The sequence below is a fragment of the Acidiphilium acidophilum genome (genome assembly GCF_033842475.1).
Lineage (GTDB): Bacteria > Pseudomonadota > Alphaproteobacteria > Acetobacterales > Acetobacteraceae > Acidiphilium > Acidiphilium acidophilum.
Window position 1 is genome coordinate 1873669 of sequence record NZ_JAWXYB010000018.1, and the last position, 18746, is coordinate 1892414.

Genomic DNA, 18746 nt, shown 5'->3' on the forward strand with positions numbered 1-18746 from the left:
CGATGCCGGATCGGCCGGTGCGAACGAACAAGGGGAGAACCGAACGATGCCGGAGACCGCGACAACCCGCACGATGCGCGCATGGGCCGTGACCGAATCGGGCCAGCCCTTGTCCGAAATCGATCTGCCCCGCCCCGAACCGCAAGGAACCGAGGTGCTGATCGAGGTCACCCATTGCGGCGTCTGCCACTCCGACCTGCACATATGGGACGGGTATTACGATCTCGGCAGCGCCGGCCGGTTCGACATCATGCAGCGCGGCATCACCCTGCCGCTCGCCCTTGGCCATGAAATCGTCGGCCGGGTGGCCGCTCTGGGGCCGGATGCGCAGGGTGTGGCGATCGGCGATGTCCGCGTCGTCTATCCCTGGGTCGGCTGCGGCACCTGCGCGCGATGCGCGGCGGGCGAGGATAATCTGTGCACCCGGCAACGCTCGCTCGGCATCTATCAGCATGGCGGCTTCGCGACCCATGTGATCGCCGCCCACCCGCGCCACCTGATCGATCCCGGCACGCTCGATCCCGCCTTGGCCGCGACCTACGCCTGTTCCGGCATCACCGTGTTCGCCGCGATCCGCAAGATCATGCCGATCGCACCCGATGAGCCGGTGGTGCTGATCGGCGCGGGCGGGCTTGGCCTGTCCGCCATCGCGGTGCTGCGGGCGCTCGGCCATCGATCGATCGTGAGCGTCGATACCAGTGCGGCCAAGCGCGCCGCGGCCAGCGCGGCGGGTGCGACCGCCGTGGTCGACGGCACCGAAGACCGGCTCGACCGCGCGATCATCGCCGCCTGCGGCGGCCAGCCCGGTGCCATCATCGATCTGGTCAACGGCTCGGGCACCGCCCGCGCCGCCCATGCCGCCCTCGCCAAGGGCGGCAAGCTGGTCATGGTCGGCCTGTTCGGCGGCGAACTCACCCTGCCCCTGCCCTTCATGCCGATCCGCGCGCTGACCATTCAGGGCAGCTATGTCGGCTCGCCGCGCGACCTTCAGGATCTGGTCGATCTTGCACAGGGCGGCGGCCTGCCGGCGCTGCCGGTCGAAACCCTGCCCCGCACCCGGACCAATACCGCCCTCGCCCGGCTGAAGAACGGCGAGGTGACCGGGCGGCTGGTGCTGGTCGCCGACGAGGCATGATCGACAAGCTCGAATATCTGCTGGCTCTGGCGCGGGAAAAGCATTTCGGCCGGGCGGCGGAAGCCTGCGGCGTCACCCAACCCACATTCTCCGCCGGTATCCGCGTGCTCGAAGCGACGCTGGGGATGCCGCTGGTCGAGCGCGATTCGCGGTTCCAGGGCTTCACTCCGGAAGGCGAGCGCGTGCTCGACTGGGCACGCCAGATCGTGGGCGACGTCCGCGCGATGCGCGCGGATATCGGCGCGCTCAAGACCGGGCTCACCGGATTGTTGCGGATCGCCGCCATCCCGACCGCGCTCGCGACCATCGCGGAACTGACCACGCCCTACCGCGCGCGCCACCCCGGCGTGCGCTTCTCGATCCAGTCCTGCACCTCGAACGAGGTGCTGCGGCGGCTGGAGAATTTCGAGGTCGATGCCGGGGTGACCTATCTCGACAACGAACCGATCGGCCGCAACCGCGTGGTGCCGCTGTATCAGGAACGCTACCGGCTGCTCACCGCCGCGGACGCGCCGCTGGGACATCGCGAGCAGATCGCCTGGGCGGAACTGGCAGCAATTCCGCTCTGCCTGCTCACGCCCGACATGCAGAATCGCCGGATTCTCGACCGGTTGCTGCATAATGCGGGGATCGACCTCGCGCCCACGCTGGAGAGCAATTCGATCGTGGTGCTGGTCAGCCACGTCCAGACCGGGCGCTGGGCCTGCGTGCTGCCGGAAAAACTGGCCCAGATTTTCGGCCTGACCCCGAAACTTCGGGCGATCCCGATCGTCGCACCCGAGGAGGTCCACAGCGTCGGCGTTATCTTGCCCAACCGCGACCCGATGTCGCCCCTGGTGTCGGCCCTGGTCCAGATCGCGACCCGTCATGCGGAGGCCCTTGCCGACGCTCCTTGATAGATACTTTCTATCGAACATTCCGAGATTGAGCTTGTTTGACCGCCTGAAACGGGAATACGATTAACCTGATCTAAAGGTCGTTGGGTTAAACCCGCACGAGATCGGATGGGGATGAGCATGTCAGGTTTGAAAACGATGGTGGCGACCGCTGCCACACCGGCCTGGAACGAGGCCGAGGCGGCTGCGATCATCGCGTCCCATCGGCATCGCGAGGGGCCGTTGCTGCCGATCCTGCATGCGATCCAGGCCGCTTTCGGCTGCGTGCCGCCTGAGGCCGAACCGCTGATCGCAAACGCGCTCAATCTCAGCCGCGCCGAAATCCACGGCGTCGTCACCTTCTATCACGATTTCCGCCGCAAGCCGGCCGGTCGCCATGTTCTGAAACTCTGCCGGGCCGAGGCCTGTCAGTCGATGGGCGGCGAGGCGAATGCCGCCCGCCTGCTCGCCACGATCGGGCTCGACTGGGGCGGAACGACGCCGGATGGCCGCCTCACCATCGAGCCGGTTTATTGCCTCGGCCTCTGTGCCAACGCCCCCGCCGCCCTGTTCGACGATATGCCGGTGGGCCGGGCCGATGCCGCACGGCTCGAAACCCTGGTGCGGGAGGCGGCGTAATGAAAATTTTCATCCCGCGCGACATGGCCGCCGTCGCGGTCGGGGCCGATCATCTCGCAACCGCGATCGCGGCGGAAGCGCAGGCGCGCAACATCCCGCTCACCATCATCCGCAACGGCTCGCGCGGCCTGTTCTGGCTCGAACCGCTGATCGAGGTCGCGACCGCCGCAGGCCGGATCGGCTATGCGAACCTCAGCGTCGCGGATGTCCCTTCATTATTCGAAAGCCGGTTCTTCGAAGGCGGCCCGCATGACCGCTGCATCGGGGTGGTCGAGCGCCTGCCTTATCTCGCGCGCCAGACCCGGTTCACCTTCGCGCGCGCGGGGGTGATCGATCCCGTCTCGCTCGACGATTATCGCCGCCACGGCGGCTATCGCGGGCTCGAAACCGCGCTCTCGCTCGGCCCGGCGGCGATCGTGGCTGCGGTCAAGGAAAGCGGCCTGCGCGGTCGCGGCGGCGCCGGTTTCCCGACCGGGATCAAATGGGAAACCGTCGCGCGTGCGTCAGCGCCGCGCAAATACATCGTCTGCAACGCGGATGAAGGCGATTCCGGCACCTTCGCCGACCGGCTGATCATGGAAGCCGATCCGTTCATGCTGATCGAGGGCATGACCATCGCGGGTATCGCGGTCGGGGCGACGCAGGGATACATCTATCTGCGGTCGGAATATCCGTTCGCGATTCGGATCATGAACGAAGCCATCGCCATCGCGACGCGGGCGGGCTGGCTGGGGCGCGGCATTGCCGGCAGCCGGTTCGATTTCGATCTGGAGGTGCGGGTGGGCGCGGGTGCGTATGTCTGCGGCGAGGAAACCGCCCTGCTCGAAAGCCTGGAAGGCAAACGGGGCCAGGTGCGCGCCAAGCCGCCGCTGCCCGCGATCAAGGGTTTGTTCGGCCAGCCGACCGTCATCAACAACACCATCTCCCTCGCCAGCGTCCCCTTCATTCTCGCCGAGGGCGCGCAGCGTTACGCGGAGATCGGCTATGGCCGCTCGCGCGGCACCATGCCGGTGCAACTCGCCGGCAACATCCGTCATGGCGGCCTGTTCGAATGTGCCTTCGGCATCACCCTCGGGGAGCTGATCGAGGATGTCGGCGGCGGCACCGCATCGGGCCGCCCGGTCCGCGCGGTGCAGGCCGGGGGACCGCTGGGTGCCTATTTCCCCCCTGCCCTGTTTGACACCCCCTATGATTACGAAGCCTTCGCCAAACGGGACGGGCTGATCGGCCATGGTGGCCTCGTGGTGTTCGACGAGACCGCCGACATGGCGAAAATGGCGCGGTTCGCCATGGAATTCTGCGCCCATGAATCCTGCGGCAAATGCACCCCGTGCCGGATCGGCGCGGTGCGCGGCGTGGAAACCTTCGATAAAATCGCCGCCGGTATCGAGCCCGAGCAAAACCTCGCTCTGGTGCGCGACCTTTGCGAAACCATGAAGCTTGGCTCGCTCTGCGCGATGGGCGGTTTTACCCCCTACCCGGTCCTGAGCGCGATGAACCATTTCCCCGAGGATTTCGCGGCGAAGCCGCTGCCTCTGGCGGCCGAATAAAGGAACCAACCCATGGGTCTCGTTCACGAAATCGACTACGGCACCAAGCCGGTCCAGGCCGAAAAACTGGTGGCCCTCACCATCGATGGCGTCACCGTCAGCGTGCCCGAAGGCACCTCGGTGATGCGGGCGGCGATGGAGATCGGCACGCAGATCCCCAAGCTCTGCGCCACCGACATGCTCGACAGTTTCGGCTCCTGCCGCCTCTGCCTCGTCGAAATCGAAGGTCGCGCCGGCACCCCGGCCTCCTGCACCACCCCGGTCGCCGAGGGTATGGTTGTCCACACCCAGAACGAGCGGCTCGGCAAAATCCGCCGCGGCGTGATGGAGCTCTATATCTCCGATCATCCGCTCGACTGCCTGACCTGCTCGGCCAACGGCAATTGCGAGTTGCAGGACATGGCGGGCGCGGTGGGGCTGCGCGATGTCCGCTACGGCTATGCCGGTGAAAATCACCTCGCCTCGGTCAAGGATGGCTCCAACCCGTATTTCCAGTTCGACCCCGCGAAATGCATCGTCTGCTCGCGCTGCGTGCGTGCCTGCGAGGAGGTTCAGGGCACCTTCGCCCTGACCATCGCCGGGCGCGGGTTCGAGTCGAAAGTTTCACCCGGCATGGAAGAGAGTTTCTTCGACTCCGAATGCGTCTCGTGCGGCGCCTGCGTGCAGGCCTGCCCGACCGCGACGCTGATGGAAAAATCGGTCATCGAGATCGGCCAGCCGGAACACTCGAAAGTCACCACCTGCGCCTATTGCGGCGTCGGCTGCTCGTTCAAGGTCGAAATGCGCGGCGAGCAGGTGGTGCGGATGGTGCCGTACAAGGACGGCAAGGCCAATCACGGCCATTCCTGCGTCAAGGGGCGGTTCGCCTTCGGCTATGCCACCCATCGCGACCGCATCACGAAGCCGATGATCCGCGCCCGCATCACCGATCCGTGGCGCGAGGTCTCGTGGGATGAGGCGATCGCCCATACCGCCTCGGAATTCAGGCGCATCCAGGCCACGCACGGCAAGGATGCCGTCGGCGCAATCACCTCCTCGCGCTGCACCAACGAGGAAACCTACCTCGTCCAGAAGCTGGTCCGCGCGGTGTTCGGCAACAACAATACCGACACCTGCGCCCGGGTCTGCCACTCGCCCACCGGTTACGGGCTCAGCCAGACCTTCGGCACTTCGGCCGGCACCCAGGATTTCGACAGTGTCGAGCACGCCGATGTCATGCTCCTGATCGGCGCCAACCCGACCGACGGCCATCCGGTCTTCGCCTCGCGGATGAAAAAGCGCCTGCGCGAAGGGGCAAAACTCATCGTGATCGATCCCCGCCGGATCGATCTGGTCCGCACCCCGCACGTCGAGGCGGCGATCCACCTCGCGATCCGCCCCGGCACCAATGTCGCGATCCTGTCGGCCCTCGCCCATGTCATCGTGACCGAAAACCTGATCGACGCCGATTACGTGCGCGAGCGCTGCGAGACCGATGCCTTCGCCGACTGGGCCGAGTTCGTCGCCCGCGAGAGCAACAGCCCGGAGGCGACCGCCGCGATCACCGGTGCCGACCCCGAAGACGTCCGCGCCGCCGCACGGCTCTACGCGACCGGTGGCAATGCCGCGATCTATTACGGCCTCGGCGTCACCGAACACAGCCAGGGCACCACAGCGGTCATGGCGCTCGCCAACCTCGCGATGGCGACCGGCAATATCGGCCATGTCGGTGCCGGGGTGAACCCGCTGCGCGGTCAGAACAACGTGCAGGGAAGCTGCGACATGGGCAGTTTCCCGCACGAATTCACCGGCTACCGCCATGTCTCGACGCCGGATGTCCGCGCCCTGTTCGAACGGGAATGGGGCGTCACGATCGATCCCGAACCGGGCCTGCGCATTCCCAATATGCTGGATGCCGCGATCGACGGCACATTCAAGGGTCTTTACATCCAGGGCGAGGATATCGCGCAATCCGACCCCGATATCCGCCACATCACCGCCGGGCTTTCGGCGATGGAATGCGTCGTCGTGCAGGATCTCTTCCTCAACGAGACTGCGCAATTCGCCCATGTCTTCCTGCCCGGCTCGACCTTCCTCGAAAAGAACGGCACCTTCACCAATGCCGAACGCCGCATCCAGCGGGTCCGCAAAGTCATGACCCCGAAAAACGGCTATGAGGACTGGGAGATCACCCAGCTTCTGGCCCGGGCGCTGGGCTATGACATGAACTACCATCACCCGTCCGAAATCATGGACGAGATCGCCCGGCTCACCCCGACCTTCGCCAATGTGTCGTTCGACCTGCTCGACCGCGTCGGTTCGGTGCAATGGCCCTGCAACGAGGAGGCACCCGAAGGCACGCCGACCATGCATATCGATCATTTCGTGCGCGGTCAGGGGCGGTTCTTCGTTACCGAATACGTCCCGACCGATGAGAAAGTCGGCCCGCGCTTCCCGCTCCTGCTCACCACCGGGCGCATTCTCAGCCAATACAATGTCGGTGCCCAGACCCGGCGCACCCAGAATTCGGCGTGGCACGAGGAGGATCTGCTCGAAATCCACCCGCACGACGCCGAGCAGCGCGGCGTGACCGATGGCTCATGGGTCAAGCTCGCGAGCCGCGCCGGTGAAACCAGCCTGCGCGCCAAAATCACCGAGCGGGTCGCCCCCGGCGTGGTCTACACCACCTTCCATCACCCGATGACAATGGCCAATGTGGTCACCACCGAGTATTCCGACTGGGCGACCAACTGCCCGGAATACAAGGTGACCGCGGTGCAGATCTCGCCGTCGAACGGCCCGACCGAGGCACAGCGTGACTACGCCGAACTCGGCCACCGCACCCGCCGGATCGAGGCGGTCGCCGCCGAATGACCCGGGTGCCCGACCCCGCCGCACAGATCGCATCGATCGCGTTTCGCAGCGGCGCGGTTGCGGCGACCGCGCGCACCGTGCCCGAGGAAACCGCCGTCGCCCTCAGCTACGACCGGGTCGGCTACGCGGTGATGATGACGACGCCGTGCGACCTCGTCGATTTCGCGACCGGCTTCAGCCTGTCCGAAGGGATTGTCGATCGCGCGGACGATATCCTCGATTGCGAGATCATCGCGGTGGCGGGCGGCATCGAATGCCGGATGCGTCTGGCGGGCGACATGTCCGCGCGCCTCGCCCGGCGGCGGCGTCATCTGGCGGGCGCGCTCGGCTGCGGCCTGTGTGGTCTCGAAAGCCTGGCCGAAGCCAACCGCGCGATCCCCCCAGTCGACTCCGCCATCACCCTGAGCGCCACGCAGATCATGCGCGCGATGCGCGACATGGCGATCGCCCAGAGTCTGAACCAGCGCACCCACGGCGTCCACGCAGCCGCCTTCTTCGATCCCGCCGCACGGTCCCTGCTGCTCCGCGAGGATGTCGGGCGGCATAACGCGCTCGACAAAGTGGGCGGCGCACTTGCCCGCATTGGGGCATCGGCGGCGCGCGGCGCGGTGCTGATGACCAGCCGGGTTTCGATCGAACTGATCCAGAAGGCCGCGATCATGGGAGCGCCGGTCATCGTCGCGGTCTCGGTGCCGACCGCGCGCGCGGTCCGGCTCGCCGATCAGGCCGGCATCACCCTCGCCGCGATCGCGCGCGACGACGGGTTTGAGGTGTTCACCCATCATCGGCGGATTGAATTCGGAGCGCAGTCGGATGTCGCATGACGCCCAGTTGAGCCGGCTCGTCTATATGGCGAACCAGATCGGTACGTTCTTCGCCTCACGGCCCGAAGAGGAAGCCATCGCTGAAATCGAAGGCCATATCCGCAAATTCTGGGACCCGAGGATGCGGCGGCAGATCGCCTCCCTGCTCGATCGGGAGGATAGCGGCCTGTCGCCGCGCGTGCGCAAGGCGGTCCTGCGGCTGAACCAGACGTTGCAGATGTCGATCTGATCGCGTAAATTTTATCGCGATAACGGAATTGTGCTCCATCACGCGAGCATGTCTTAAAAGCAATCGGCACGCCTCATCACACCAGGGAACGCCCATGACCAGTTTTCTCGATCGTGAACGAACTGTCGCACCCGCTGGCTATAATCGCTGGCTGGTGCCCCCCGCCGCACTCTGTATCCATCTCAGCATCGGCGAGGCCTATGCCTTCAGCGTGTTCAACCTGCCGCTGACCCGGCTGATCGGCTTAGGCAAACCCGCCGCGTCCGACTGGTCGCTGACCGATATCGGCTGGATCTTTTCCGTGGCCATCGTGTTTCTGGGGCTTTCGGCGGCCTTCGGCGGCGCGTGGCTCGACCGCGTCGGCCCGCGCAAGGCAATGACCCTCGCCGCGCTCTGCTTCGGCGGCGGCTTCATGGTGGCGGCGCTCGGGGTCTCGATGCACAGCCTGCTCATCGTGTTCCTCGGCTACGGGGTGCTCGGCGGCATCGGGCTCGGCATCGGCTACATCTCGCCGGTGCGCACGCTGATGACCTGGTTTCCCGACCGGCCGGGCATGGCGACCGGGCTCGCGATCATGGGATTCGGCGGTGGCGCGATGATCGCGGCCCCTCTGTCGGTCCTGCTGATGCATCATTATGCGACCGCCACGAGCCTCGGCATCGTGCCGACCTTCGTGACGCTCGGGGTCATTTACACGGTCTTCATGCTGTTCGGCGCGCTGATCGTGCGGGTCCCGGCGGCGGGATGGGCACCGGCGGGTTACGTGGCTTCCACGAGTTCGCAGAAACTCGTGACCTCGCAGAGCGTCACCGCCGCGCAGGCCATGAACACGCCGCAGTTTTTTCTGATCTGGTTCGTCCTGTTCCTCAATGTCACCGCTGGAATCGGCGTGATCAGCCAGGCCAGTCCGATGATCCAGGAAATGTTCCAGGGCCACGTGACCGCTGTGACCGCAGCCGGGTTCGTCGGCTTCCTGTCCCTGTTCAACATGGGTGGCCGGTTCTTCTGGGCCTCGCTCTCCGACCGGCTGGGCCGCAAACCGACCTATTTCGTGTTCTTCGGCCTCGGCATCATCCTCTACATTCTGGTCCCGCATACCGCCCTGCTCGGCAGCGTCAGCATCACCGCGCTCTGCTTCGGGGTGATCCTCTCGATGTATGGCGGCGGCTTCGCGACCCTGCCGGCCTATCTGCGGGATATTTTCGGGCTTCGCCATGTCGGCGCCATCCATGGCCGCACCCTCACCGCCTGGTCGGCTGCCGGAGTGATGGGGCCGGTCCTGGTCGATTACATCCGCCAATATCAACTCAACCACGGCGTGCCGAAGGCCGATGCCTATACCGTCACCCTCTATGTCATGGCCGGGTTGCTGCTGATCGGCGGCGTGTGCAACGCCATGATCTCCCCGGTCGATGCGCGGCATCACGAAGCTATCGCCAGCCCCGCAGAATAGGATGAACCCCATGGACACTCAAAACCAGACCCCGCAACTGATCTTCTACTGGGCCGTGGTCGGCCTGCCGCTGGCGTGGGGCGTCTATCACACCCTGATCGCGGCATTCAAACTGTTCGGCTGAACCATGCCGCGCCGTAGGCGAGGATAAAGGCAGCCCCGGGGCCGATGACCCAGCCCCGGACAATGCCGAACAGCACGCCGGTGTCGATCGTCCGCTGACCGCGCGCGAGCCCGGCACCGGTCATCGCGCCGATCAGCGCCTGATTCATCGATGTGAAATAGCCGAAGGAAACCGCGACCAGCACGACCACCGCCTGCACCAGTTGCGCCGCGGTCGCCATGGTCCGGTCCATCCGCACGATATCGAACGCGACACGCTGCAAGAGCGGTCTGCCCCAGGTCAGCACCCCGGCGGCGAGCCCGACCCCGCCGATCGCACCCGCGAGCACTGGCCCGGTGAGGTGAATGCTGAGCAGAACCGCGGTCGCGTTCGATACATCGTTGGCCCCCATGCTCAACGACGCAATCCCCCCCGCCATCACGAGCACCTGCCCGATCCGCGCCGCCCGATCCGCCCGGCGGAACAAAGCGAAGCGATCGAATATCGAGGTCAGCCCGTATCCCGCTGCGGCAGCGACGAAGGGGGCCAGCACCCAAAGCACAGCGAGATCAACGACCGCCCGCCACGCTACCCCGAGTCCGGACGCCGTCGCGGTGCCGATAAGCGCGAAGATCAGGATCTGGATGGTCGAGGTCGGAATCCGCAACCGGGTGAACAGCGTCGTCAACAGGAAGGCGACGCCGATGACAATGATCGCCGCCCCCGCCGTCACCCGTCCGGTGACGATGCCGTGCCCGACATGAACGAGCACCCGGCGGCTGAGCACCACCGCGCCGATCAGGGTCAGGACCGCCATTGAAATCAGGGCCGGGCGCAGGCGGATGCTTCCGGTCGCATAGGGCATGCCCATGCAGGCGCCGGTATAGTGCGCCCCCATGCTCCAGGCGAAGGCCAGCGCGGTCAGGATCAGAACGGTGTCGATCACCATACCATCGGTGTAAGGCAAAGCGCCGGGCGCGGGAATGTTCCCCGGTTCACGTGACGGTCGATCTGGTCTAATCGCAACCCTCACGCAGACGCCTTGGGGACCGATGATACGACTGGATAATATCAGCAAGCAGAACGGCCAGCGCCTCGTCTTCATCGAGGCCTCGGCTGCCCTTCAGCGCGGCGAGAAGATCGGGCTGGTCGGCCCGAACGGTGCCGGCAAAACCACGCTGTTCCGCCTGATCACCGGCGCGGAGGAGGCGGACGAAGGCAATATCCTGGTCGATCGCGGTGTCAGCATCGGTCTGTTCAGCCAGGATGTCGGCGAGATGGCGGGCCGCAGCGCGGTCGCCGAGGTAATGGGCGGAGCGGGCGCGGTCAGCGAAATCGGGGCCGAACTCGCAACCCTCGAAGCCGCCATGGCCGACCCCGACCAGGCCGACCAGCTCGACACCATCATCGAACGCTTCGGCGATGTGCAGGCCCGGTTCGAGGAGCTCGGCGGCTATGCGCTCGAAGGCCGCGCCCGTGAGGTGCTCGACGGGCTCGGCTTCAGCCAGGACATGATGGACGGCGATGTCGGCGCCCTCTCCGGCGGCTGGAAAATGCGCGTCGCCCTCGCCCGCATCCTGCTGATGCGCCCCGATGTCATGCTGCTCGACGAACCCAGCAACCATCTCGATCTCGAAAGCCTGATCTGGCTCGAACAATTCCTCGCCGGCTACGATGGCGCCCTGCTGATGACCTCCCACGACCGCGAATTCATGAACCGCGTGGTCAACAAGATCATCGAGATCGACGGCGGCAACCTTACCGAATTCAGTGGTGATTACGAATTCTACGAGCAGCAGCGCGCGATGAACGAAAAGCAGCAACAGGCGCAGTTCGACCGCCAGAAAGCGATGCTGGCCAAGGAGATCGCCTTCATCGACCGGTTCAAGGCCCGCGCCTCGCACGCTGCCCAGGTGCAGAGCCGGGTCAAGAAACTGGAAAAGATCGACCGGGTCGAGCCGCCCAAGCGGCGCCAGACCGTGGCCTTCGATTTCGCCCCCGCCCCGCGTTCGGGGGACGACGTCGCCAATCTGCGCGGTGTGCATAAGAGCTACGGCAACCGCGTGATCTATGCCGGGCTCGATCTGCTGGTCCGCCGTCGCGAACGCTGCTGCATCCTCGGCGTCAACGGCGCGGGCAAATCGACCCTGCTCAAGCTGGTCACCGGCACGACCACGCCGGATGAAGGCAGCGTCACCCTCGGCGGCAGCGTCAAGCTCGGCTATTTCGCCCAGCACGCGATGGACCTGCTCGATGGCGCCCGCAGCGTGTTCGAAACCCTCGACGATGCGTTTCCCCGCGCCAATCAGGGGGCGCTGCGCAGCCTCGCAGGCGCGTTCGGCTTTTCCGGCGATGAGGTGGACAAACCCTGCCGCGTCCTCTCCGGCGGTGAAAAAGCTCGTCTCGTCATGGCGCTGATGCTGTTCGACCCGCCGAATTTCCTGGTCCTCGACGAGCCGACCAATCACCTCGACATGGCGACCAAGGACATGCTGATCACCGCCCTCACCCAGTATGAGGGCACCATGCTGTTCGTCTCGCACGACCGGCACTTCCTCGCCGCCCTGTCGAACCGGGTGCTCGAACTCACCCCGGAGGGCATTCACCACTATGGCGGCGGCTACACCGAGTACGTCGCCCGCACCGGCCACGAAGCGCCGGGACTCCACGCCTGATGGCGGGCGATCCGCGCCCATGAGGATCTGCCTGCTCGGCGCAACCGGCACGATCGGCCGCGCCGTCCGGCACGAACTCGCCGCGTGCGGACACGAACTGGTCTGTCTGGTCCGCCAGGCTCCCGCCACCGGGCTCGATAACGCCACATTCCGCATGGTCGATGTGACCGACGCCGCCGCCTTGGCGCGCGACGGGTTCCGGGGCGAGTCCTTCGATGCCGTGGTCTCCTGCATGGCCTCGCGCACCGGCGTGCCGGAGGATGCCTGGGCAATCGATTACCGCGCCCATCTCGCCGTGCTCGAAATGGCCCGTAAATCCGGTGTGGGCCAGTTCGTCCTGCTCTCCGCTTTGTGCGTGCAGAAGCCGCTGCTCGCGTTCCAGCACGCCAAGCTCGCCTTCGAGGCCGCGCTGATCGGCTCGGGAATGAAGTTTTCGATCGTCCGGCCCACCGCCTTCTTCAAATCCCTGTCCGGCCAGATCGCCCGGGTCCGTGCCGGCAAACCCTTCCTGATCTTCGGCGATGGCACCTTGACCGCCTGCAAACCGATCAGCGACCGCGATCTGGCACGGTATCTGGCCGATTGCCTCGATGATCCCTCACGCTGGAACCGGATATTGCCGATCGGCGGGCCGGGTCCGGCCATCACCCCGCGCGCGCAGGGCCAGATGCTCTTCGACCTGCTCAACCAGAGGGCGCGGTTCCGCTCCGTCCCGGTCGGCCTGCTCGACGCCATCATCGCCGCACTCACCCTGGCGGGACGGTTCAAAACCTCGCTCGCGGCCAAGGCCGAACTCGCGCTGATCGGGCGCTATTACGCCACCCAATCCATGCTGGTGCTCGACCCCGCAACCGGACAGTACAACGAGGCCGCCACGCCCTCGACCGGGCGCGACACCCTGCTCGATCACTACCGCGCGGTCATCGCGGGCACGGCAGCGGTCGAACGGGGCGATCACGCCGTATTCTGAAACCGGACGTCTTCACGCACGCAGGCTGAACGCGGCCAGCGCCGCAAGGTCGCGCTCGCCCCAGCCTTCGCGCACCGCATCATGCGCCTGCCCGCGCACCGTCTCGGTCAGCGGCATGTCGAACCCGGCCTCGCGCCCGACCTCGTCGATCAGCCGCAAATCCTTCTCCGCCGCATCGAGCGAAAACCCGACCGTTTCGGCACGGTCACCGCCGATCTCGGACAGAATCGCGGCACTGCGCAGCCCGATCGCGGGCGCGCCACCGGGGCTCTTGCCGATGATCCCGACCACGCGCTCCGCCGCTATGCCATAGCCCCGCGCCATCAGCGCCGATTCGCCGAGCGCCTGGAACGCCGCGAGCAGCGGCAGATTGATCGCGAGCTTCATCGCCGCCGCCGCCTCGGGCGAGTCGAAGCGTTCGATCCGGTCGCATAGGTCTGAAAGCACCGGCATCGCCCGCTCGATCGCGGCGGTCTCGCCCCCGGCCAGCCCCAGCAGCTTGCCGGATCGGGCCGGCCCGATCGTGCCACCCACCGGGCAGGCGACGAATTCGCCGCCGGAGGCGCGCACCGCCTCTGCATTGGCCAGCATGTCACCAGGTTTGAGCGTGCTCATGTCGATGATCAGGCACGATTTGAGATCGCCCGCGAGCAGCCCGGCCTCCCCATGATAGACCGGGCGCGCCGCCTCCTCATCGAGCAGCATCACGATGACGATATCCGACGCATCAACCACCTCGGCGGGGGAGGATTTCGCCACAAGACCGCCGATCGACGCAGCACGCGACGCGGTCCGGTTCCAGCCGCTCACCTGATGACCCCGCTCGATCAGCCGTTCGGCCATCGCCGTTCCCATCCGCCCCAACCCAACCACGCCGACACGCAATGCCATCGCTCACTCCTGTTTTTTGTCAGGATCAACATATGGTTGTGCGCCGCCATGAAAAAAGCCGGAGGCTGTTGCCCCCGGCTTTGTTGATGTTGCGAATAGATCAGATCAGCCCGGCGCGGGCACCGGCCCCAAACCGCCGGATTTCGGCATATCCGGCTTCTGCGCAGTCGGCACCGAGGCACGGCGATTATCCGGCGCGGGCTCATCGACCACCTTGCGGATCACCTTGTCGCCGCGCAGCACGGTGTTGATCTCCTCGCCGGACAGGGTCTCGTATTCGAGCAACCCGTTCGCAAGCCGATGCAACTCGTCGATCCGCTCGGTCAGAATCCGCCGCGCCTCGCTATAGGCATGGTCGATCACCGCACGGATCTCGTTGTCGATCTCCTGTGCCGTCGATTCCGAGACGTTCTTGTGCTGCGTCACCGAATGGCCAAGGAACACTTCCTGATCGTTGCCGCCATAGGCGATCATGCCGAGCTTGTCGCTCATGCCCCATTCGGTGATCATCCGGCGGGTGATGTCGGTCGCCTGCTTGATATCGCCCGAAGCACCGTTCGAGACGTTTTCCGGCCCGAAAATGATCTCCTCCGCGGCACGGCCGCCCATCGCCTTGACCAGTTCGGCCAGCAGCTTGGCCTTGCTCATCGAATACCGGTCGCCTTCCGGCAGGCTCATCACCATGCCGAGCGCCCGGCCCCGCGGAATGATCGTGGCCTTATGGACCGGATCGCAATGCGGCTGCGCGATGGAGCAGATCGCATGGCCGCCTTCGTGATAGGCGGTCATTTTCTTCTCGTCGTCGCTCATCACCAGCGACCGGCGTTCGGCGCCCATCATCACCTTGTCCTTGGCGAACTCGAACTCCGCCATGGCGACCACCCGCTTGCCGATTCGCGCGGCGAGCAGCGCCGCCTCGTTGACCAGATTGGCGAGGTCCGCACCCGAAAACCCAGGCGTGCCGCGCGCGATCACCTTGGGATCGACATCGGCAGCCAGCGGCACCTTGCGCATATGGACCTTGAGGATCCGCTCGCGCCCGTTCACATCCGGGTTCGGCACCACCACCTGACGGTCGAACCGGCCCGGGCGCAACAGCGCGGGGTCGAGCACGTCCGGCCGGTTGGTCGCGGCGATCAGAATGACGCCTTCATTCGATTCGAACCCGTCCATCTCGACGAGCATCTGGTTCAACGTCTGTTCGCGTTCATCATTGCCACCGCCGAGCCCGGCGCCGCGATGCCGTCCGACCGCGTCGATCTCGTCGATGAAGATGATGCAGGGGGCATTTTTCTTGCCCTGCTCGAACATGTCACGAACGCGCGACGCACCGACGCCGACGAACATCTCGACGAAATCCGAGCCCGAGATCGTGAAGAACGGCACATTCGCCTCGCCCGCGATCGCCCGCGCCAGCAGCGTCTTGCCGGTGCCGGGCGGCCCGATCAGCAGCACGCCCTTGGGGATCTTGCCGCCGAGGCGCTGGAATTTCTGCGGGTCGCGCAGGAAGTCGACGATTTCCTGCAACTCGCCCTTGGCTTCCTCGATCCCGGCGACGTCCTCGAACGTGACCCGCCCCTGCTTCTCGGTGAGCAGCCGGGCGCGCGACTTGCCGAAGCCCATCGCCCGTCCGCCACCCCCCTGCATCTGGCGCATGAAGTAAATCCAAACCCCCAGCAACAGGATCATCGGCGCGTACGAGATCAAATAATGGATCAGCGGATTTTCCGGCGGATTCAACGGCTTGGCAACCACGCGGACCTTGTTTTTGATCAGCGTGTTGACCAAGGCCGGATCGTTCGGCGCATAGGTCTCGAAAGTCGAGCCCGATTTCAGCGCCCCGGTAATGTCGTGCCCGCGAATGGTCACGTGATCGACCTTGTTGGCGCCGACCTCGGACATGAAGGTCGAATACGCGACCTGCGTACCATGATCGGTGCTGGTGGTGGCCGGCTGGAACATGTTGAACAACAGCACGAAAAACAGTGCGATGATCACCCATACCAGCAGATTACGCCCGAGATTGTTCATCAACCCTAATCCAGTCCTGTTGTCACCCGATCGCGCGACCGGGGCGGCCGGAGCGCCGGCCGAGCGTTACAAGTCCTGCCAGTCCGAAATACCGAACCATAAGGGAAATATCATGGCACGGCGCGTCGCGGTCCGCCACCCAAACTTTGCGGGCGTTGAACGAGAAATAGGCATGACTGCGAAATTTCCTATCCCCTCGCCCCGCCCGCAACCCCGCGTGCGCCGCTGCCCACCTCACCGTCGGCATCATGCCACCGCAACGGCGCCGCCGGCCCCGGCGGATGGAACATGAGGAACGCGCTGGGTCCGCGATCGCAATACGGCACCGCGACCACCCGGCCTCCATCGAAAAACGCCGGCAGGCCCCGCAACACCGCACCCGGCAGGCCGGTCCGGCTACGAAACGCCACCGCCGCCTCGCCCAGCGCCCCGATCGTGCGCGCCCCGGCAGGAACCGCGCGAATCCGAAACCGGCGATCCCACACCGCCCCCGCGACCGCCGCGACCGGCGGCGCGCATGACGCCGGCTCACGGCACAACAACCAGCACTCGCGCCGCGCCCACCGCATGATCCGGACACCGCCGAGCGTTGCCGGGCGCAGGTCGCGCGCCAGCCGCGCGACCGAATCCGAATGCGCGTTATAGACCGCCCCGCCGATCACCCGGATCAACGCCGCCAGAACCGCGCGCGGCACGGCCCCGGCAGTCAGCGTGGCGTAGCCGGCGGGATGAAGCCGCGCATGACGCGCCAGAAACCCCGCCGCGCCATCCTCCTCGTCCTGCCAGACCCCGGCCGCACCGGTCGGACGATCCCCCGCACCCGTAATTTCAATTCCCGCAGCCCGGATGCGCGCGCGCTCGAACCGCGGATCGGCGTTGGAGGGGTCCTCGACCCAGCCGATCCCTCGCCGGCGCAACTCGTCGCGCAGCGTGGCAGGATCTTCCCCGAGCAGCGGGCGCACCAGAACCACGCCATGCCGCCCGGCGAATCGCGCCATCCCGACAGCCCCGCCCGGCCCCCGGCGCGCGCGCATCGCCCGCAATTCGGCCTGATCCCCGGCATGATGACCGAACAGCAGCCAGATCGCCCCCTGCCCGGCAGCCCGATCGGCCAGCGCCTTATGTCGGGCGTCCCTGGCACGTTCCTGAAGTGCCGCGCCCGATGGAATGTCCAGCGTCACGATCTCCGCGGCGATCCCAAGCCCTGCCATCCGCCGCGCCGTCAGCGCCGCCTCCGCCGCCGACCCGGCGCGTAACCCATGATCCGCGATCAGGGCGACCACGCTGCCGCCCCGCGCCACCGCCCATTCATGCGACAAAACCGCGAGGCAGCTACTATCCGCCCCTCCCGAAAGCGCAACCGCCAACCGTGGTGCCGGCACTGCGGCCCCGAGCAGATCATCCATCGCCGCGGCGAACCGCGCGGCGATGCCGGTCGTCATCCGCAGTGGGCGCGCACCCGCGCGAGATGGATACGCGTTGCGAGACTCGCCGAAGGCGAAGAAAACTGGCTCGCCAGCGAATCGAGCGTATCGCAGGCTTCCTGATTCTGATGGATCGCGGTGAGCGAACCGGCGAGACCGAGCAACGCATCCGGCGCATTCGGCCCGGTCCGGCTGGCATTATAGGCATCATCGTAAGCGATTGCGGCGGACTGGTTCTGGCCCTGATGGGCGAGTGACTGGGCGAGCACCAGCTCGGCACCGCCATTGCCCGCCCCCTTGCCCTGCCGTGCGATCACCGCCCGGGCATCGGCCTGGGCCGTCTGGTAATCCCCAGCCGCCAGGGCGCGCCGTGCCGCCGTGAGCGAGGCTTCGACCCGCGGAGCCCGCGCGGCGGCACGCGGCGGCGCGACTTGCGGTGCAGCTTGCGGCGCAGCTTGCGGTGCCGGGGCGGTCGGCATCGCCGCCGCCCCGGCGCCAGCGCCGCCCGCCTGGCTCATCTGGAATTTCAGATTGCCGATTTCCTGTTTCAATTCATCGTGTTGCGTGGCAACCTCGTGTTCGAGCGTATCAACCCGGCCCCGCAGATCCTGCACCTGATCGTTCAGGGTCTGGATCTGCTGAAGCATGTTCGGCAGCAACGCACTGCTCGCGCCACCCGGTGCCACCGGCTCGGCGGGTGCGGCGAGCGCGGAATTCCCGTTGCCCCCGCTCTGCTGCATCTGCTGGATCTGCTGCTTGAGTTCGAGAATCTGGTTCTCGAGCGCGATGCCTTCCCGGCTCGAAATCATCTGCGCCCGGGCGGTTACGGGCAGAAATCCGAACGCAAGGGCAGCGATCGGCAGAGCGGCGAGCAGGGTGCGGCGCATGGAACTTCCTCGGGGTGGCGGGCGCGTCGATCGCACCCGCTTCGTGCTGGCGACCTTATGTAGCCCACTCGGGCACGGCATTGAAGCCCGGCCGCCCCATTCAACGCAAAACGGCGGCCCGCGAGGCGGACCGCCATTCGATGTCACCTCGCGGGCACCGCTTTCGGAGTCTCACGATCCGGAAAGGGTGCCCGCGTCGAGACGGGA

Annotated in this window: 16 protein-coding genes; 11 read left to right on the forward strand and 5 right to left on the reverse strand. The window is 66.1% G+C overall.

All coding sequences use genetic code 11. From position 1 onward, the window contains the following. Positions 1 to 46: 46 nt before the first annotated feature. The 9 genes from SIL87_RS11600 to SIL87_RS20250 all read left to right on the forward strand — a co-directional run bounded on the left by SIL87_RS11600 (position 47) and on the right by SIL87_RS20250 (position 9682). A complete protein-coding gene (locus SIL87_RS11600) occupies positions 47 to 1135 on the forward strand; it encodes an alcohol dehydrogenase (protein WP_319614342.1) in 1089 nt (362 codons plus the stop codon). Continuing rightward, on the forward strand, positions 1132 to 2031 hold the full coding sequence (locus tag SIL87_RS11605) for a LysR family transcriptional regulator (protein WP_319614343.1): 900 nt from the start codon (positions 1132 to 1134) through the stop codon (positions 2029 to 2031). Before SIL87_RS11600 ends, SIL87_RS11605 begins: the two co-directional genes overlap by 4 nt. A 120-nt stretch (positions 2032 to 2151) precedes the next feature. Continuing rightward, the gene (locus SIL87_RS11610; RefSeq protein WP_319614344.1) at positions 2152 to 2649 is read left to right on the forward strand and encodes a formate dehydrogenase subunit gamma; all 498 of its coding nucleotides are present in this window, start codon (positions 2152 to 2154) and stop codon (positions 2647 to 2649) included. Next, a complete protein-coding gene (locus SIL87_RS11615) occupies positions 2649 to 4199 on the forward strand; it encodes a formate dehydrogenase beta subunit (RefSeq protein ID WP_319614345.1) in 1551 nt (516 codons plus the stop codon). Before SIL87_RS11610 ends, SIL87_RS11615 begins: the two co-directional genes overlap by 1 nt. Before the next feature lie 12 nt (positions 4200 to 4211). Beyond that, complete coding sequence (gene fdhF, locus SIL87_RS11620) at positions 4212 to 7052, forward strand: formate dehydrogenase subunit alpha (RefSeq protein ID WP_319614346.1); 2841 nt, start codon at positions 4212 to 4214, stop codon at positions 7050 to 7052. Continuing rightward, complete coding sequence (gene fdhD, locus SIL87_RS11625; RefSeq protein ID WP_319614347.1) at positions 7049 to 7876, forward strand: formate dehydrogenase accessory sulfurtransferase FdhD; 828 nt, start codon at positions 7049 to 7051, stop codon at positions 7874 to 7876. Before fdhF ends, fdhD begins: the two co-directional genes overlap by 4 nt. Next, positions 7866 to 8105: a formate dehydrogenase subunit delta gene (locus SIL87_RS11630; RefSeq protein WP_319614348.1), complete on the forward strand. Its 240-nt coding sequence runs from the start codon at positions 7866 to 7868 to the stop codon at positions 8103 to 8105. Before fdhD ends, SIL87_RS11630 begins: the two co-directional genes overlap by 11 nt. A gap of 94 nt (positions 8106 to 8199) precedes the next feature. Further along, positions 8200 to 9558: an L-lactate MFS transporter gene (locus tag SIL87_RS11635; RefSeq protein WP_319614349.1), complete on the forward strand. Its 1359-nt coding sequence runs from the start codon at positions 8200 to 8202 to the stop codon at positions 9556 to 9558. Positions 9559 to 9568: 10 nt separating this feature from the next. Beyond that, positions 9569 to 9682: an MFS transporter small subunit gene (locus SIL87_RS20250; RefSeq protein ID WP_456304827.1), complete on the forward strand. Its 114-nt coding sequence runs from the start codon at positions 9569 to 9571 to the stop codon at positions 9680 to 9682. On the opposite strand, the gene SIL87_RS11640 is transcribed toward SIL87_RS20250, so the two are convergent. Beyond that, a complete protein-coding gene (locus SIL87_RS11640; RefSeq protein ID WP_319614350.1) occupies positions 9666 to 10610 on the reverse strand; it encodes an inorganic phosphate transporter in 945 nt (314 codons plus the stop codon). The genes SIL87_RS20250 and SIL87_RS11640 overlap by 17 nt on opposite strands. 103 nt (positions 10611 to 10713) lie before the next feature. Between SIL87_RS11640 and SIL87_RS11645 the strand changes: the two genes are divergently transcribed. Further along, positions 10714 to 12336, forward strand: coding sequence for an ABC-F family ATP-binding cassette domain-containing protein (locus tag SIL87_RS11645; RefSeq protein ID WP_319614351.1), 1623 nt, complete (start codon positions 10714 to 10716; stop codon positions 12334 to 12336). Between the two features lie 19 nt (positions 12337 to 12355). After that, positions 12356 to 13306 carry an NAD(P)H-binding protein gene (locus SIL87_RS11650; RefSeq protein WP_319614352.1) on the forward strand — a complete coding sequence of 317 codons (951 nt, stop codon included), beginning with the start codon at positions 12356 to 12358 and terminating at the stop codon, positions 13304 to 13306. A 12-nt stretch (positions 13307 to 13318) separates the two neighbouring features. On the opposite strand, the gene SIL87_RS11655 is transcribed toward SIL87_RS11650, so the two are convergent. The 4 genes from SIL87_RS11655 to SIL87_RS11670 all read right to left on the reverse strand — a co-directional run bounded on the left by SIL87_RS11655 (position 13319) and on the right by SIL87_RS11670 (position 18539). Beyond that, positions 13319 to 14197 carry an NAD(P)-dependent oxidoreductase gene (locus SIL87_RS11655; protein WP_319614353.1) on the reverse strand — a complete coding sequence of 293 codons (879 nt, stop codon included), beginning with the start codon at positions 14195 to 14197 and terminating at the stop codon, positions 13319 to 13321. 105 nt (positions 14198 to 14302) lie between these two features. After that, the gene (ftsH, locus tag SIL87_RS11660; RefSeq protein WP_319614354.1) at positions 14303 to 16228 is read right to left on the reverse strand and encodes an ATP-dependent zinc metalloprotease FtsH; all 1926 of its coding nucleotides are present in this window, start codon (positions 16226 to 16228) and stop codon (positions 14303 to 14305) included. Positions 16229 to 16416: 188 nt separating this feature from the next. Next, entirely contained in the window at positions 16417 to 17670 is a 1254-nt protein-coding gene (gene tilS, locus SIL87_RS11665) for a tRNA lysidine(34) synthetase TilS (protein ID WP_319614355.1), read from the reverse strand. Next, positions 17667 to 18539, reverse strand: coding sequence for a tetratricopeptide repeat protein (locus tag SIL87_RS11670; protein ID WP_319614356.1), 873 nt, complete (start codon positions 18537 to 18539; stop codon positions 17667 to 17669). Before SIL87_RS11670 ends, tilS begins: the two co-directional genes overlap by 4 nt. Positions 18540 to 18746: the final 207 nt, after the last annotated feature.